At 33.6% G+C, this 17,902-nt stretch carries 7 protein-coding genes; 2 read left to right on the top strand and 5 right to left on the bottom strand.

Going from position 1 to position 17,902, the window contains the following annotated elements; genetic code table 11:
- Positions 1-287 precede the first annotated feature (287 nt).
- Positions 288-4,448, bottom strand: a complete 4,161-nt coding sequence (locus tag ACSBO6_RS02980; protein WP_498844123.1) for a S8 family serine peptidase — start codon at positions 4,446-4,448, stop codon at positions 288-290.
- Between the two features lie 762 nt (positions 4,449-5,210).
- Entirely contained in the window at positions 5,211-6,449 is a 1,239-nt protein-coding gene (locus ACSBO6_RS02975; protein WP_180233027.1) for a helix-turn-helix domain-containing protein, read from the bottom strand.
- Between the two features lie 597 nt (positions 6,450-7,046).
- Between ACSBO6_RS02975 and ACSBO6_RS02970 the strand changes: the two genes are divergently transcribed.
- On the top strand, positions 7,047-7,937 hold the full coding sequence (locus tag ACSBO6_RS02970) for a LysR family transcriptional regulator (protein WP_180233026.1): 891 nt from the start codon (positions 7,047-7,049) through the stop codon (positions 7,935-7,937).
- Positions 7,938-8,501: 564 nt separating this feature from the next.
- Here ACSBO6_RS02970 and ACSBO6_RS02965 read toward each other — a convergent pair.
- Entirely contained in the window at positions 8,502-8,813 is a 312-nt protein-coding gene (locus tag ACSBO6_RS02965) for a LysR family transcriptional regulator (protein ID WP_098848484.1), read from the bottom strand.
- A 210-nt stretch (positions 8,814-9,023) separates the two neighbouring features.
- Here ACSBO6_RS02965 and ACSBO6_RS02960 point away from each other — a divergent pair, with 210 nt between their 5' ends.
- Positions 9,024-9,248 carry a hypothetical protein gene (locus ACSBO6_RS02960; RefSeq protein ID WP_098848483.1) on the top strand — a complete coding sequence of 75 codons (225 nt, stop codon included), beginning with the start codon at positions 9,024-9,026 and terminating at the stop codon, positions 9,246-9,248.
- A gap of 267 nt (positions 9,249-9,515) precedes the next feature.
- Here ACSBO6_RS02960 and ACSBO6_RS02955 read toward each other — a convergent pair whose 3' ends face one another.
- Together ACSBO6_RS02955 and ACSBO6_RS02950 are read right to left on the bottom strand one after the other, a co-directional pair.
- Positions 9,516-13,634 (bottom strand): S8 family serine peptidase, encoded by a 4,119-nt coding sequence (locus ACSBO6_RS02955; protein ID WP_498844122.1) that lies wholly within the window; start codon positions 13,632-13,634, stop codon positions 9,516-9,518.
- A gap of 436 nt (positions 13,635-14,070) precedes the next feature.
- Positions 14,071-17,589: a S8 family serine peptidase gene (locus ACSBO6_RS02950; protein ID WP_498844121.1), complete on the bottom strand. Its 3,519-nt coding sequence runs from the start codon at positions 17,587-17,589 to the stop codon at positions 14,071-14,073.
- Positions 17,590-17,902: the final 313 nt, after the last annotated feature.

Here is a 17,902-nt window from a genome sequence, read left to right as displayed (position 1 = left end):
AAAATAATCAATCCCATCTTTTTTATCGATACATTTCGACAATTCAAAACATTCTTACACTACGATTCAACTAGTTTGAAGTAAAATCTATTTTTCTACATATCCCAATCACTATTAAAAAAATGGAATCGTTATAATTTTCAAATATACTTCTCAAAGTAGTCACTTCAGAATTGAATAACATAGTAGGTTTGTATCTTTATCTATTCCATATGTGATATGTTACGAAACTTATAAAAAATAAAGGCTCCCTCTATATTAGTGAGGAAGCCTTTGCTTTTTTACTCTTATTTAATTCCTAGTGAACTCTTTACGCTTTCTATCGTTTGGGATTTATATTTCTTTTTAGGTGATGGCGCATAATTGATTGTTGGATTTTGCATTAAGTAGTTTTGTTCTACGTATGCGAAATCTTTTTCATCTACTACACCATCATAGTTAATATCTGCATCCCGTTTATTTGTATCCCAGTAAGTTTCTAAGTAAAGTGCATCCATCACATCGATAACATCATCTTTATTTACATCACCTGCGATTGCTGGATTTAATCTCAAATTATAATGTTGATACATCACTTTTCCATCTTCATCATGGAATCCAATTGTAAAGTCTTTATGTTGTGTAAAATATCCAGGAATATTTACTTCAAGTTCATACTTATCATCATTTAATGGTAAATTTGGTACTTGATAAATACCACTGGTTTTAATAACTCCTTCGTACACTTTACCATTACCAGCCGTTGCTTTAACTTTTGCACCCAGTTTAGAATAATCAAACGAACCAAGTAAACCTCCATCTGGGGCTAAGAATGACTCTGCCAACAGAGATCCATCAAGTAAAGAAGTAGTTGGTTCTAAATATAAAATACTAGGATTTCCGCCTACAACAGTATTTGTCGTATTATTAATATCCGTTACTGTTGTATTCAATGACCCGGCCCACATAACAGCAGAAGCAGAATAGTTAGTCGTCATTTTAAACGCTAAATCTGCAAGTTTTAAATCACCTGATAAAGGAGATACGCCATCTTTTGTTTTAATTGTGATCGTCGCTGTATTTTGAGTAGTAGCTACCGCAGTATTTACGACAGAAATATCTACTTTATCAGCTACACTTGGATCAGGAGTAACATTCAGTGTTCCAATATTTGAATAATACGAGAATTTATATTCTACTTGTTTAACATTATTTGCTTTATTTAATAATAAAGTCGCATGTGCTGTTTCACCCATTTTTCCTGTTCGTGTTTCAGGTTGCATAAATCCATACATTACGTCATCACGCGTAACAAAAATCTCTCTACCTTCTTTAAATGTTTTATTTGATGCTGCATCCATTGCATAGAATACTAGTTCCATCGGTTTTGTTGCATTTGTTGGAATTGTCGCTGTAAATGTTCCGTCTGAATTTACAGGTACTGACACGGCTCTTCCACCGTTTATATAATCTTGATAATAAACTTTTGTACTACCTTGGTTAAAGTTCATTCCAAGTTTTTGCATTTCTTCTGTTTCTTTATCGTAAACTGAACCAGTGATTGTAACGCTTGTTTGACCATTTTTATACTCAACAACATCCGGACTGTTAATTGTCATTTTTGGTGCTGTATTATCAAAGTAGAATGGAGCTTCTTGCGTAAATGTTTTCCCAGCGTCATTTTTGCCAATTAACTTGATCTTATAATACCCTGGTTTTGCCAAATCAGCTTCATACGCAAATGGGTGCTCATCATTACCAGTCGGTTTATAATAAAATCCATTAAATACTCTTGCTGATAAATCAGTATTTTCCTTCATTCTTAAGCCATCTAAAGTACCTACATAGCCTAATTCTTTTCCTGTTTTCCCATCTTCTAGGATCACATCAATTGTACTTAAGTTTGATTTCAGGCTAAATTGTGCATTTGTATAAACTAACTGACCGGCATAAGCTGCATCAAATACTTGCGTAAATGCTTGTGGACTCATCGTTACTGGATTTATTCCATCTTCCACCGTTTTAATTCCAAATGGGACTTGGAATGTTTCTTCTGGATTATTATGATTTATATATGTTACAAATCCTTCGTAAAAGCCTAATTTTGCTGATTTTGGAACGGTAATTGCGACAGTTGATTTCTTTTTCGAATTCGCCCCAACTTTGATGGACTTATCCGTCACAACCATTACACCATTATCGTCCGCATCTAATGAACCTCGACGGTCTTTTTGGAACGAAACAGTCACATCATATGTTTTTGCTTGATTGCTATTGTTATAAATGATTAGGGTGCGTTGATCACTAATATTTTTTCCTTCTGGAGCATGTGAACCAAATGAAAGTGCACCTGTTAAATCTTTTACTGTTGTTAAATTGCCTTTTTTATCGTATGTTCCCTTTGTTTCATCCACTACTTCAATTCTTGTTTTTGAATGGATTGCTTCATAAGGATCAACTTGTCCTGCACCAGATTCAAATACGCTATAGTCTCCATTTAGTGGATCTGCAGTATTCATTAATGTTTCTTTAATTTGTGCTGGTGTTAAGTTTGGATTTGCTTGTTTTAATAATGCTGCAACACCCGCTACGTTCGGTGATGCCATTGATGTACCTGATAAATTCTCATAAGCATAGTCATATTTTCCAATTTGATCCGCACCATGCATATAAGAAGGTACAGTTGAGAATACGGCAACGCCCGGTGCAGTTACTTCAGGTTTAATATCATAATTGATACGAGAAGGGCCACGTGAACTGAATGCTGCTAATTTACTACCTTCATCCGTTACTTGTCCGATTTCATCAAATGTGAAGGTTGAATTGCCTGTACCAAGTTTTGCCACTAATGCTTTCCCTTGCTCATATGACATCGAGAATGCAGGAATAAATCCATAACCCATTCCTAAGTACGATGGAACAAAACCTTCAACAGGTACATTATTCATCAAGATAACTGCTGTTGCGCCATGTTTTTGCGCATTTTTTATTTTCTCGTCAAGTGAAATATCCCCACGATTGACTAATGCAATCTTTCCATTCACATCGATATTTTTATAATCAGAATCTGCACCTACACTCGGTACTAAAACGATTGGTAGATTTTTACCTTTTAAGCTTGCTACATTATCTGCAAATCCTTTACCAAATAATTTTAAATCAGCAGTTGCATCTTCTGCTCCATGTAGCGTACCTTTTGATGTTTCAATCACAGTCTTCGTATCATTGGCACCAACTGTAATAGCCAACGCTGATGCTCCAGGTGATCCTAACGTATCCATACCACTTCCTGAGTTACCTGCTGATACAACAGCCGTTACACCCGATAGGACTGCATTAATTAACGCAAGACTCTCAACATTTTCTGGATCATTAATATTCGATCCAAGTGATAAATTGATGACGTCCATACCATCAGATATAGCCTTGTCAACACCGCCTAAAACAGCTTCAGTTGAACCAGATCCAAATTTTCCTAATACACGATAGACATACAAATCAGCATCTGGTGCTACACCTGTTACTGCATAATCAGTATTATTTTTACCACGACCAGCAATAATTCCGGATACATGTGTTCCATGTTCTGTATAGAAGGTTGAACCAGTAAGAGGGTCCTTTTCTGCTAACCCTGATTTTTTCCAATCAGCATAAGTCGTTTCCATTGGATCTGCATCATTATCAACGAAGTCCCAACCTTTTACTGAACTAGGATCAATTGTTTTAGGATCAACGCCTGTTTGAGCACGATACCCTTTATATGCATCCGTTAAATCTGGATGATTATAATCAATCCCTGTATCAATAACCCCTACTTTAATGCCCTTACCTGTGTATCCTTCAGCATGTAATTTGCTCACGCCTGGGAACACTTCTGTTTCCATTTTCTGTGTTGAATTAACAACACTTTTTATTTTTTCTGGTTCTACTTGAATAACATTGTTTGGCCATACTGCTTTAACAGTTTTTGAGTTTAATAATGACTTAACTTTATTAGCCGGCAAGTCGATCGCAACACCATTTAGCGTGTTTTTGTATGTTCGTTTGATTTTATAAAGGTTCTTATTATCCTTTAAATCATCTTTATAAATTGTTTGTAAATCATTTTTAAATGTATCTTGCGCTTTATTCGCTTTTTGTTTTGCATCTTCAAGTGCTAAACTATTGCCTTTTGCAGCCTCTTCAATCACAGCTACTTTTGCTGGCTTGTCTTTTAATTCAACAATAACTGATAAATTTTTAGTACTATTTAAATCAACTGAAGTAGGTAACTGTAATCCTTCTTGACTAGTCACCTCTATTTTTTGTAAAGCTTCACGTTGTTCTGTAGTAAGCTTTGATAGTACTTCTTCGATTGATGATTGTGTTGCAGCCTTTGCAATCGACTGATGATGTGTTATTGGAAATGCATTCAGTAACACCCCAGTACTCAATGTTAAAACTGCAGTACTTTTGATTAAACGCTTCATCCTGTTGTCTCCCCCATTTTTATATTTTCTATCTATTTTGATTATACGGAAAGTTTACAGTTTCGACATTTTGACAAAAACTATCAATTTTTGTTTTTCCTTCGACATTTTTATACAAAATTAGACTGAAATATTTTTTTAAACTTAAATTTTAAATTAAACTATTATCCTACGAATACCTTACATTACGTGAAATTGGATCACTTTCATCGTTTAATTTACCAACTAGCAACTAACTATTTGTCGCTTCTCAGAATCATACTTGTCGTTTAGTGAAGGAAAACATATCTTTTATCCCTATTTTTTCCAGTTATAATGAAATTTTAATCATCTATTTCACATCATTCTTTTGTAATACGGCGGACTGCTTCTACCTGAATGAAAAAAATGAAAAAAGGAAGAAATTACGATCCATTTTATCGACCTCAGTGTCAATTAAACGGGCTAGATGTTTTTTTGGAATGATAACTTCTATGTCAATCGGAAGAGTTAGTTGGTTCATTTTACACAGTTTATACAAAAGAAAAAATCGTTCCTTTCTCGGTCATTTTGTTGTGGTGACTTAACTATTCCCAAGAGAACGTTTTTCTTATTTTTTATGCTCAAAAAAATAGTGTTGCTAAAAGTCAATTTTTTGACAATCTCTTTTTAATTTTACTATTGGATTTCTTATGATTTTTAGCAAGTTCTATATGATCCTCTTTTCAATTAATCAAAAAGACCCTGGTTTAAATACCAGAGCCTGCCTATTCACATATTTTTTCAACTTAAAATACGAATATATTTTTCTTCCAATTCTTTGCTTAAAAACTCTCGATAATGCCAAATTGCAATAAGACATTTTTGAAACCTTTCGTGAATTTCAGAGTTTTTTACCTTTAATGCCACGTTTAATATTTCATCTAATCCTTTGTTTATATTATTTGTTTCGCATTTTAACAAACCGAACGCATAACAATAATCCAAATAAAGATGCTGCTTAAATAAATCAGAAGAGTTCCGTAGTTCAATGATTTGATCATTATACTTTGCAATAAATTTCTCAGCCTCTTCTAATCTACCTAATTTAACGTAGCTTTCCAAAATTCTTGGAATTCCTACATAGAAATCATCACGATCACGTAACCATTTATAGTATGAATCAACAACATATAGATTTCCAAAATCGATGTGAGCGACATATCGATTCCCTACTGCAATATCTGCATAATAAGCATTTATTTTTTCATATTTTCCAATTAAATTTAATACCTCTTCTAATTTGCCATCTAGTCTTGTCAACGCAAATGCTTGATACATTAATGCACGCCCTACATGCTCCTTAATTTTCGCCATTTTTTCTAACCTTTTTGCATAATGTAAGACCTCATCCCAATCTTTTAACATATAGTAAGTAGCAGTAATCCATAGGATTGTTAGTTCCTGAAATTTTGGTGGCATATATGAAATATACTCGATAATTCGAACTAAAACTAAACTCCCTTCATTCGTTAAACGCGTCATATAAAATTTTCGAAAATAACTAATAGCTACTTCTTCGGTTGCTGAATTAGGCATATGCTCAATAATTAGTTCGTATAAAGGTAAAGATTCTTGTTCTTTCCCTTCTAAAAATAGCTTTTCAGCAATACGGAATAGATTTTGGAAGTATTTTGAACGGTTAGCTTTTGACTTTTCTTCAATCATGACTGATAAGATGAAGGTTAATTCAGATTTAAAACCTTTTTTTGCACATTCATAAATAAAAGCGTCACTTCTTCTTTTATCTAATAGATTTCTTTCATTGAAGCATAGATTGACATATCCTTTATAAAATGTTCCTGTAGGTAGATTAAACGCCTCAGTTATAGCGTCCAAATAATGTAAAGATAGTGCCTTTTTATTATTAAATATTCTACTCATATCGCTATAATGGATATCAGATTTTATTGCTAGCTCTTTAAGATTCCATTTATTTTTCTTCATCAGCTTTTTAAACTCGTAAAGTAGAAAATCATTCATGTTACACCCCACCATAATAATGTTTTTTATCTCTCTAATTAAAAAAGTAAAAATGCCATAAACCATTTTATTTATGGCTTACAGCATCTAAATTATTGTTTATTTGAATGAAATAAATTGTAGTTCTAAGATGCTGTCTAGCCATTTAAGGTTAAGATTATTTCATTTAACTCATCTATAATGACTGGCTCTCCTTGTTTCGTACTTGACGAACTCTAATTTAACTAATTAATTGAGACTAATTATTTTTCCGATACTATCAAAAAAAAAATACTCAATTTAATCAGTGTAAAAGATCAACAATTTCAACTTTTTCTCCTTTATTCTAAAATTTCAGAAATTAAAAGTTAGTAATCCTTCTTGTTGTATACACTATATTTTAGTTACTAAACTAGTATCTGTAAAACGCATTTTAGTTTACAACCCATTAAGGATTGCTTAATAACATTAATTATTTTTAAATAATAAATAGTGTTATTCTACATACAAATAATGGTCAATATTACCAGTATAAAAATAATTTCTTATAATTTAAGCTATTTAAAAACATACAGTATAATCAATATATACTTCGATAACGCTTATAGGAGGTACGAAATGAATATTGAACATTTAAAATATATAGTTGAAATTTCAAAAGAAGAATCGATTACAAAAGCAGCTAAAAACTTACATATATCACCTTCTGCTGTAAGTCAAGCTCTAAAGGAATTAGAAAAGAAATTAAATTTGAAGCTATTCATCCGTTTAAAGATGAAGACAGTACCTACCGAAGCCGGAATTGAAGTTATTAATCAGGCACAAAAAGTATTATATGAATATGAGATTATGGAGGAAAAAATTGCAATTCAAAAGAATGAAACTCAGACTCAACTAAAAATTGCAACTGTTCCAGGGTTAGTTTATTTAGTTAATGAATCAATCATTCATTTCAAAAATGATTTTCCAAATATTGATGTTCATGTTTATGAATGTGATCCTGGTCAGATTTTAAATAACCTCTCAATTCTTCAACCTGATATTGCGATCTTATTTTCTGAAGAAAGTTCACTAAGTGAAGAAAAAGATTTGCTTTACAAACATCTAACAACGACCAAATATTGTGTTCTCGTAGGTGAACAATCTCCATTATTTCATTTTGATGAGATTTCCCCAGAAGATCTAATTAATGAAAAATTTATCATCTATAATAGTAATGAATTTGTTGAGCACACACGTAAAATTGTTAAAAATATGAATGTACAATTTATTTCGAATAACACAGATAGTATTAGAGATGCTGTAAAGAATGGTTTAGGAGTTACTTTTTGCCGTAATATAACATTAAAAAATCATCCTGATACTTTAACTGGAAAAATAAAGACTATTCCTTTAAAATCTCCTGCTTATATTAGTGACGAACTTTGGAGCGTTTGCCTTAAAAATAAACCTTTTACAAAAATTTCAAAAATTTTTATAAAATATATTCAGGCTAGTATAGAGAATTAGCAATTTTTATCTGAACTAAAAAAATAATCTAAAAGACCAAATAGTTGAGTGATTTGGTCTTTTTGCAAATGCAACTAAAATGATTTTTAGAAATATTTGAACTACTTATTAAATAGCACTTCACTTGTACCTCAACAACTAATCCCCATTAATAAAAAGTAAGTTTAACTATGAGTTGTAATCGTTCAGCTTAGTTTGTTAATACTCTATCTATACACAAGGATAATAAGAGAAGACCCATCCTTCTTAACAAAATCTAAACTGTCCCCCTTTCTGTCGATATTTACATTATATTGAAGGTTGATTTAATTTGAATTTTGAAAAAAACTATAAATTTTGATTTTTTTATAATTAACTACTTTCTATGGGAAACGTGTTCTCCACGAAGAATTAGCTCTGATTTCTAAAATAAAGTAAATCAGAGCTTGCTAGAGTTATACTAAAAATATATTTTTGAATAAGAAAATTAAATAGATAACAACGACTACTTATTAGTAACATAAAAAAAGCTCTTCAAAATGAAGAGCTTTTAAACACGATTAGTTTTATATTAGCTAAGTACCTTTACAGTAAACTTAAGTCGTACATTACATTACAATTTTCAATAGAACTTTTTCTAATCAAATTAGCTACTTCTTCCAATTCATGAAACTTCAACAAAACTTCTTTAACAAATGAACTAATTTTTAATCCTTCAAATGTAGGAACCACATTAAAATTTTCATCACACTCAATCAGCTTTATAGTTATTTCTTTTTCTAGACTATGCACCGATTCTTTCATGACAGATTCACTAACAGAAAATTTTTGCGCTGCAAGCTTAAAGGAACCAATTTTTATTACTTCACTAAAATGATTTAATTGTTCAATATTCATATCGTTCCTCCTAAACTATTTTTCTTAAACCTATATTTCAACTTTACACATTTGTGTTTCATAACTTTATTATATTAAGAGTTGATGCAATTTCTATTTCAATAAAAAATATCAATTTTGAATTTTTTAATTCTTAATCCCTTTAATCCAATTTACACATGCACCGCAACCTTTTCAAATTAATATAATGATTTGAAGGGAGTGATTATAATGCCTTGGCATCAAAAAATTAGATATTTAATTGGCCAGCCAATTGGCGTTTCGTTTACTAATGGGCAAGGTACATCAGGAGTATTGTGCGGTGTATCAGGTTCGAAGCTTCTCGTATACGAGTATATGTATCAATCACAATTCGCTTTAAAACAGTATGATTTCTATATGATTCAAGATATTAATGGATTTCCCCCATGTCATAGTCAACAACCACTTTACTAATGATTTTTTACTTACAACATCCCTATACTATAATGTAAACAAAAACAAAACCTTATCGACCTTCACTATATGCAGGTTTTTTATTTTTTTAATATACTAATTACAGTATAAATTTCTTTCCCTTTTTTATGTTACTTTCTATTCTCCTACTCTATTAGACAAGCAAATCTCCTCCATAATAAACAGTTCAATAAGTTCCAACTGTCTATTATGGGGAGAACTAGAATCTTCCTATATTCTGCTTAGATGATAGGATATGAAAATCTATTAAAAACCTAAATCACTCTTAATAGATTCCAATGTACTTCCTTTAAACTTCTTAACTGGCTTTGATGATACTGTAACAAACGGATTTTGTATTAAGTAGTTGTTTTCAACAAACGCTAAGTCTTTTCCATCTACAATTCCGTCAAAATTAATATCAGCACTTCGCTTATTTGTTCCCCAATATGTTTGTATGTAGATCGCATCCATCACATCTATGACATTATCCTTATTAATATCGCCTGGCTTCGCTCCAATTGTTGGATAGGATGGATTTGCTTCTCCAATATTAATTCCCCAATCAGTACGTCCGATTTCCAATGGAGTATACGTCGTAAAATGTCCAGGAATATCCATAATTACTGTATATTTTTGTACAGATGCCGGAAGTCCTTTAAATGTTACATTTCCATTTTTTTCAATCGTCCCGTCGTAGATGACACCATTTGTGCCTTTTACCTTCATAGTGGCCCCTATTGTCGTATAATCAATCGTACTGTTGAACTTACCTGCAGCATTATATAAGCCAACACCATTTAGTTTAGCTGTTGCTGTAGAGTAAATAGAATACATCGGTACTGTTCCCATAATAATCGATAGTCTATTTGTACTTTCACTATTTACTTGGACAGTTGAAAAATTAAGAATTTGTGCAAATGGATTAAGGAATTCATTTGCATTTGTATCAATGTCTAAATCAAACAAAGCCACATCTCCAGCAATGCCTTCTCCTGGTACATTGATATTCACTATCGTTCCTTTACTAGTTGTACCCGTAACAGTAGTTGTCAGTTCTGATCCTTCTGGTAAACTTTGTGCTTTTTTAAATTCAACACTATCAAAATATTTTGCTACATAGTCCAATCTGAAGTTAAGCTTATTAGCTTTTCGCAAATTATGTGCGTAGAACGTATAGGTAATTTTGTCACCATATTCCATTATTTCTTTATTTGGTTTTGCATAAATATAAGTTGCGCCTTTCTTCATGTAATAGACCATTTTAGGTAATGTCGTATTTCCTGCATAATCGGCACCGACATATTGGATTGGATTAATCATTCCAGTCACACTAACTTCTGTACTAAATTTTCCATTCTCGTCTACACTCAAGGAATATGCATTTGATGAACCCGGGCCATAAAACAATTTATTTTTCGCTTGAGTAAGAGGCATGCCTGCTTCTTGCGTTTTACTAATTTCAGGATCTAGTAACGTTCCGGAAAGGGTAACTTTATCTTGCCCTTCCGCTAATTCTACAATTTGTGTATCGCCTTTTGGCAGCGCATTTGTATCATCGAATTTAATTGTAGGTTCATTGTTATCAATGCTTACTTTTGAAGTTTTCACGAATTGTTTGCCGTCTTTATTTGTTCCAATCATTTTAATATCGTAAATACCATCTGGCGCTTTTTCAGAAACATAACCAATTGGATTTTTTTCATCTCCAGTGAATGGGAAATATCTACCGTAAAAAGCACTGTCCATTGTGTAATCTGTGTCAACTGCTGCACCTGAACCGTTAACTGAAGTAATCAGTCCGAGATCTTTATGCGTTTTCGGATCGACTAATACCCAGTCTAACGTTTGCATGGACGTGTTTAATCTAAAATCTAAATCAGTATCTTTACGGCTGAATAAATTTATGACGCGGTCCGTTGAAATGCTCTTTGTATATACATCAAAATATGCTAAGCCTTCATCAGTAGCCTTTACTCCAAATGGAATACGGTAGCTTTCTTCCGGATTGTTCTTCTCTTTAATCGTAATATATCCTTCGTAAATACCTTTTTCTGCCGTTTTCGGAATAGCTAAAGTCGCAGAAAGTTGTTTTGTACTGTTTTTCTTAACAGTAATTGTATTTGGTACTTTTACAGTTACGCCATTTTTATTCGCATCCAAAGAACCTTTTGCACCTATATTGTATTCAACGGATAACTCATATTTTTTATCTTTATCACTACTATTTTCAAATGATAGTTTCGTAGTCTTCGAGTAATCCTTATCTGACGAAACTGGGACGAAGCCGTAACTTAGACCGCCTGTTTGTTCTGGAATGATTTTTTCTTCCCCATTTTCAATGTAAGGCGTTTTATCTAGCACACTAATGATCGTATTGGAATGAATCGCTTGCATTGGATCAATTCTGCCCGCTCCGACTTCAAATACACTGTATGGATTTTTTAGTGGATCCGCTGTATTCATCAGAACAGTCTTTATATCTCCAGGCGTATAGTCCGGGTGAGCTTGCAGCAATAGCGCTGCAACTCCTGCCACATGTGGAGATGCCATCGAAGTACCAGACATTCGTAAGTAAGCTGAAGAATAGTCTGTTGTATCTTCTTTATTTGCAATATACGAAGGAACAGTTGATAATACATCTACGCCTGGTGCCGTTACCTCTGGCTTAATATCATATAAAGTTCCAGATGGTCCTCTAGAGCTAAAACTTGCCAAATCATCACCTGAAAGTTCTTTTTCACTTTTTGTACCGAATGTCACACTTGGTACACCACTTGAAAACAGATTATTTACAGCTTGCCCATCTTTATTTGTCATTGAAAAAGTTGGGATATTGTCGTTGCTTTCTCCTAAGAATATCGGAATCTGACCTTCGTCTGGATTCGAGTTATAAATGATTACACCCGCTGCCCCATGATCTCTCGCATATTCCATTTTCTCAATTAATGCATATGTACCTCGCTGGATAAAAGCGATTTTACAATTCACATCTTTGCCTGTGTAATCATTTGGACCACCTAAACCTACATTTACTATGTCAAAAGATTTACTAGTCATACTGCTGAAGTCATCCGTCCATTTCTTTGACATTAGCTGCATTGTCACACCAACTTTATTAATACCAGATGCAAATTGACTCTCAAAGCTTGTGACCTTACTAGGAACAGAACTTGCTCCTACTGTTAGCGCTAACGCCGCAGCTCCTGGAGATCCTAACGTATTCAGTGCATCTCCCGAATTACCAGCTGCAACAACTGCTGTTACGCCACTTAACACCGCATTATCAATCGCTATACTTGTAGCGTATAACGGATCATTGATGGAAGCACCTAAAGATAAATTAATAACATCCATTCCATCTTGAACAGCTTTATCGATCCCTGCAAGGATCGCCGCCGTTGTTCCGCTTCCGTATGGTCCTAAAACACGATAAACGTATAAATCAGATTCCGGAGCCACTCCTATTACTTTATAATCTGAATTATTTTCTGCTCGACCTGCAATCGTTCCAGATACATGTGTACCATGATCTGTATAATAAGCACTTCCATTTAGATACTCTGCTTTTTTCGACTTTTTCCAGTCATCATAAGTTGTTTCCATCGGGTTATTATCATTATCTACAAAGTCATATCCACCTTTATACCCATGCTTTAAATCTGGATGATTATAGTCGATACCTGTATCAATAACCCCAACCTTTACCCCTTTACCTGTGTACCCTTCGTCATGAAGTTTATCAAGATTTAAAAAAGGTATACTGTCAACTTTTGTTTGTTCTTTTGCTTCCTCTGTCTGTGTTTGAGCCGGTGGTTCTACGTGCACTGTGTAATCACTATAAACTGCTTTTACTACCTTAGAATTTAACAATGATTTCACTTGATTTGCTGGCAATGTTAATGCGACACCATTCAAGGTATTTTTATAAGTATGTTTTACACCATACGCATCCTTACCTGATTTGATCTTTTTTAGTTTTGATTGCAAATCTTTTTTAAACTGAACTTGAGATTTTTCTACATTCTCATTTGCTTGTGTAAGAGAAATGCTTTCTCCTTTAATTGCTTTAGCTATTTGTGCCGTTTTCGCTGGAAGTTCATTTAATTCTACGATTACATTTACATCTTTATCACTTGACAAATCAATATCTCGTGATAGTTGTAATCCGGTTTTTAATTGATGCTGATCTAAGTTCTGTAATGCTTCACGCTGCTCTTTAGTTAACTTTGCTAAAATACTTTCTGCCTTTGTATTTGTTTGTGCATGCACAACAGAAGTGTAATTTAAGTTAGCGACTGGTCCAAGCAAAAGACCAGTACTCAACACAACAGCCGCAGTTCGTTTCGCTTTAGCCAATGACTGTGTCTTTATATTTTTTTTCAATCTATTCAATCCCTTCTTGTATACTATTTTGAATTTTCTTAAAAATATAATTACATTATAATGACAATTGATACGATTGTTATTTTGACAAATTCATTCAATCTATTGAATAAAATTCGATAAAATCTAACAATAAAATACAAATAGATTAGTATAGTTTCATTGCTAGTGACAAATTATGGTTCAAAATGATTCGATTTAATAAAATCAAAACAATTAAAAAGGGGTTCATGGCTCCCCCCAGTGTGTAGACAAGGTCCTAAAAGTTTGATTTTCAGACTGATTGCAAGCGTTTGTCTTTCGAGTCGCGAAGCCAGATGAGGAGCGGAGTTACCCTAAAAGGTAATGAGTACCGCAGACTGGCGCAGTAACGAAGAAAGCGAGCGTTTGTCAACAGTCTGAGGGGAGCCATATAGCGTGGCTCCCCTTCTTTCAATTATTTAACAACAGTAACCGGAACTACCTTTGTTGTTACTTTAAAACCTTCTTTATCAACTGCATCAGCAGAAATATAATAGGTTCCGCTAGGTAATTTTGCATCTGGTGTCCATTTAGTATGAAGTTCATGTTCATTATTCACTTGCATACTTTCTATAACGTTACCACTAGCGTCTTTTACGTAAACCGTCCAATTTACACGTGTTTGGGCAAAACCATTTATTGGAGCTGGTTTGCTTACACTGATATTTGTGTTTGGACTGACACTAAATACAGGTACAAGCATACTGTATTTAATATATGAAGGATCACCCCATACTTTATAACTTATATTCATTGCATTATCGATCCCCATCACAACAACACTTTTTGGTTCTTCATTTACTAAAACGGAAGTTTCTCCTACTTTTGTAGATTTTTGTATGCCATTATACCAAAGAATCGCTCCCTTATACCCTGAGCGACTATCAACTGCATCGAATGAAATTTCATATTGACCATCTTTTGGTGTCACTTGAACATTCGATACTTTTGGTCCAACTGAGTCCACTTTAACCGGAAGCTTTACTTTCTGCGGTTTCGCACCTGGGTAGTCTAATGTTGTTTTGATGACAATGTTATACGTATCATCACTTACCGTCTTACCGTTTTGATCTTTCGTATCCCAGTTATATCCCATATACATCCTACTTGCAGAGAGAATATTCTTGTGAATTGGCATAGGAATACCATTATTATATTCACTAAAGTCACCAAGATATTTAATCATCTTGCCTTGTTTATTCTCAATATACATTTCCGCTTTTGCTAAGTTTCTAAATGCAGTAAATGTTGGGAATACCCCTTTAAGGATTGAATTTGGAGAGGTAGCGATAGCGTCCATATTAAATTTACCTGTTTTTGTATCATATCCCATAGGAACCGTTGCGCCCTCGTCATTCCAAAGTGCAGTATAGCCTAAAAATGCATCTTTTCGATCCCAAGCTACTGGATCAATATTATTAAGAGAATCCCACTTTCCATTAAAGCCCATATAAGGAACTGTTAATGGAACAGCTGTATCACTTTTTCCTGTTGGTACAAGTCTTATAAATCCTTCAACAAATTCATTTTTTCTTAATGTTCTTGGTAACCGAATCTCTACATTTAGATTTTTCTTTTGACCTGCTTTAATTTTGATTGTTGAACCTTCTGCACTAGTCAGTTTCTCACCATTTACATAGATCGAAGCACCTTCAACAGGAGTACTTTTTAATGATAAATAATCTTTTGATTCTAAATTTCCATCGCCATCAAAGTCAAATTGCTTTGTATCAATTCCATCTGTTAGTAGGTCCACATTAACAGTGTATTCATACTCTTTTTTTGCGTCCTTTACTTCAAGTGACTCTACATTTAAATTGAAGATGGCTCTGTCATTTTTAATTTCTTTTAATGCAACAGCCCCCGCTTGCTCAAGTGGCGTATTTTTTCTTGTTACGATAACAGGAGTATTTATTGCATTTTGAATTTGCATTAATCCAGATCCCTGAATACGAGGAGAATATGGAATCTCGTTATTTGTTTTAGGATCCATTACTACTTTAGCCGTATTCATTAAAGCAATTTTTGCTTTTAATGCTGTATCTTCTGAATGAGTTAATCCTTTTTCATACAACGATTGTAGTATTAATGCAGCACCACCTGCAACGTGTGGTGTCGCCATTGAAGTACCGCTCATTACTTCATATGCGTTTTCAGGAGTAGTAGAATAGATTTTCCCACCTGGTGCAGAAATTTCAGGTTTAAAGTCCAAAGTAGTTGGAGCACCATAAGAAGAGAAATAAGACATCGTATCTCGCGTAGGATTATCTATCCACGTTCCTTTTGTTACTTTCATTTTGACAACTTGTCCGCTGTTTAGCTTATCAATTAAAGCATTTCCCACTGCTTTACTTGTTGTAGCTGCTGGGGTAAGATTACTACCGAAATTTACGTATGGATAATCAGTCATATTAGTAGCAGGAACTAAAATGACAGCCTTTGCCCCTCGCTTTTTAGCTTGAGATTGCATTGAAGCATAAGTTGAATAGGATGTATTCGGTCTAAAAACTACAATTTTACCATTAACATCTTTGCCAGCATAATGCTCATCTTTAAATCCTTCACCAACATAAACTAATTCATAGCTTTCATTAGGAGAAAGTACTCTAGAAAGTTTGAAATTATATTGAGATTGATCTTGATAAGGAAGTTGTAAACCATTTTCTTCCCCCAATGTACTTAATTCATAATTAGTATTTTCATAGGAAGCTACAGACAAAGCAAAAGGACTTACACCTGGCTCTCCTACTGTCCCGATATCAGGATTGTCTGCATACGGTTGGGCAGAAGCTGTCATAATACTATTCTTCGTACTATACGCTGCGTTTCCACCTGCAACTACAACTAGTGTTCCGTGTTCTGTCGCTTCACGTATTGCTTTTTGGATTGGATCTTTATCTTCGCCAACGAATCCCAAATCAGTTCCAAGACTCATATTAATGACATCTGCTCCCATTTCAACAGCATGGTTAATCCCTGCAATAATATCATCTTCGTATGCTCCTCCACTGCCGTTGTCTGAGAAAACTTTTTCAGCTAACAGCTGTACACCTGGTGCAATTCCTAATACACCATCATTCTCTTCATCCCCATTCGCACCGATTGTTCCTGATACATGTGTACCATGAGGATTTGCGTATTTGCCACGTGGTATAACATCTGTGTCATTATCAGCCCAATCATATCCAGTTGGAACCTTATCACTATACCACTGTTCATTAACAGAAGTTTCCGAAAATTTACTTTGGATATTACTTTCCGTCAACTTCTCTTTCTGTTTTCCTTTGTCCGTAATCGTCATATCTTTATGTGTATAGTCTATACCTGAATCGACTACACCAACAACTAATCCTTCACCTTCATATCCGTATTTTTCCCATACACTTTGTGCTTGTACTAACTCTTTACTCGTTTTCATTGATTGTTCATAAGTTCGTGCAATATGTACATTTGTAACCCCTGGAGTTGACTGTAAATCTTTTATATTTTTAAAATCTGTGTCTAAGCTAAATCCATTAAATCCTTCATAAAAACGATGTCTAACTTTCGGATTCAACTTCTTTTTTGTCATTTTGGAAACAACATCATCTTGCCTTTGTTTCATTAAAGCTTTTTTACTTACCTTTGCCTTTGATTGTATAGCTTGTTCTGGTTCCTGAACTTCAACAATGACACGTACTTTTTCATTAGGTGCATATACTTTTGTACTATTTTCGCCCACATTACCATAGACTGATTTTTCAGAATACTTAGCCGATTCTTTGTTTAGATCAGCTATATAATTTTTTAACGCACCTTGTACATTTGCATCAGCGTTTGAATTAGTAGGTTGATTATCTTTCGTAATTTGCGCATAACCGGGCGTAGTTAAAAACATTGCAGCTAATGTTGTTAGTGTAATGACTCGAAATGGAACTTTCTTGCTATTTCTCATAAACTTTAAAATCTCCCCTCTAAATCTTCTAAATTATTATATTAATATATGTTAACTCCAAGTTAGAATTAGATTCCAAGAAACTCTAACTTAGAAGGATAGCCTTAAAAACCCTAATGAAAAAAATTTACTTATATGATTTTCCACTAAATTATAATCACATTATAATGAGAATTGATTCATTTGGTATTCTGACAATATCATTCAACCTACCATATATTAATCGATAAAATTCAACAAATAGTTACGAGGAAACTATATAAAACTACTGGAAAACTTTCATTTTTAACAGAAATAAAAACGCCAATCGCTG

The organism is Bacillus sp. AL-1R (genome assembly GCF_052180195.1).
GTDB lineage: Bacteria > Bacillota > Bacilli > Bacillales > Bacillaceae_G > Gottfriedia.
Note: the sequence above shows the minus strand (reverse complement) of the source record. Positions and strands in the feature narration are given on the sequence as shown.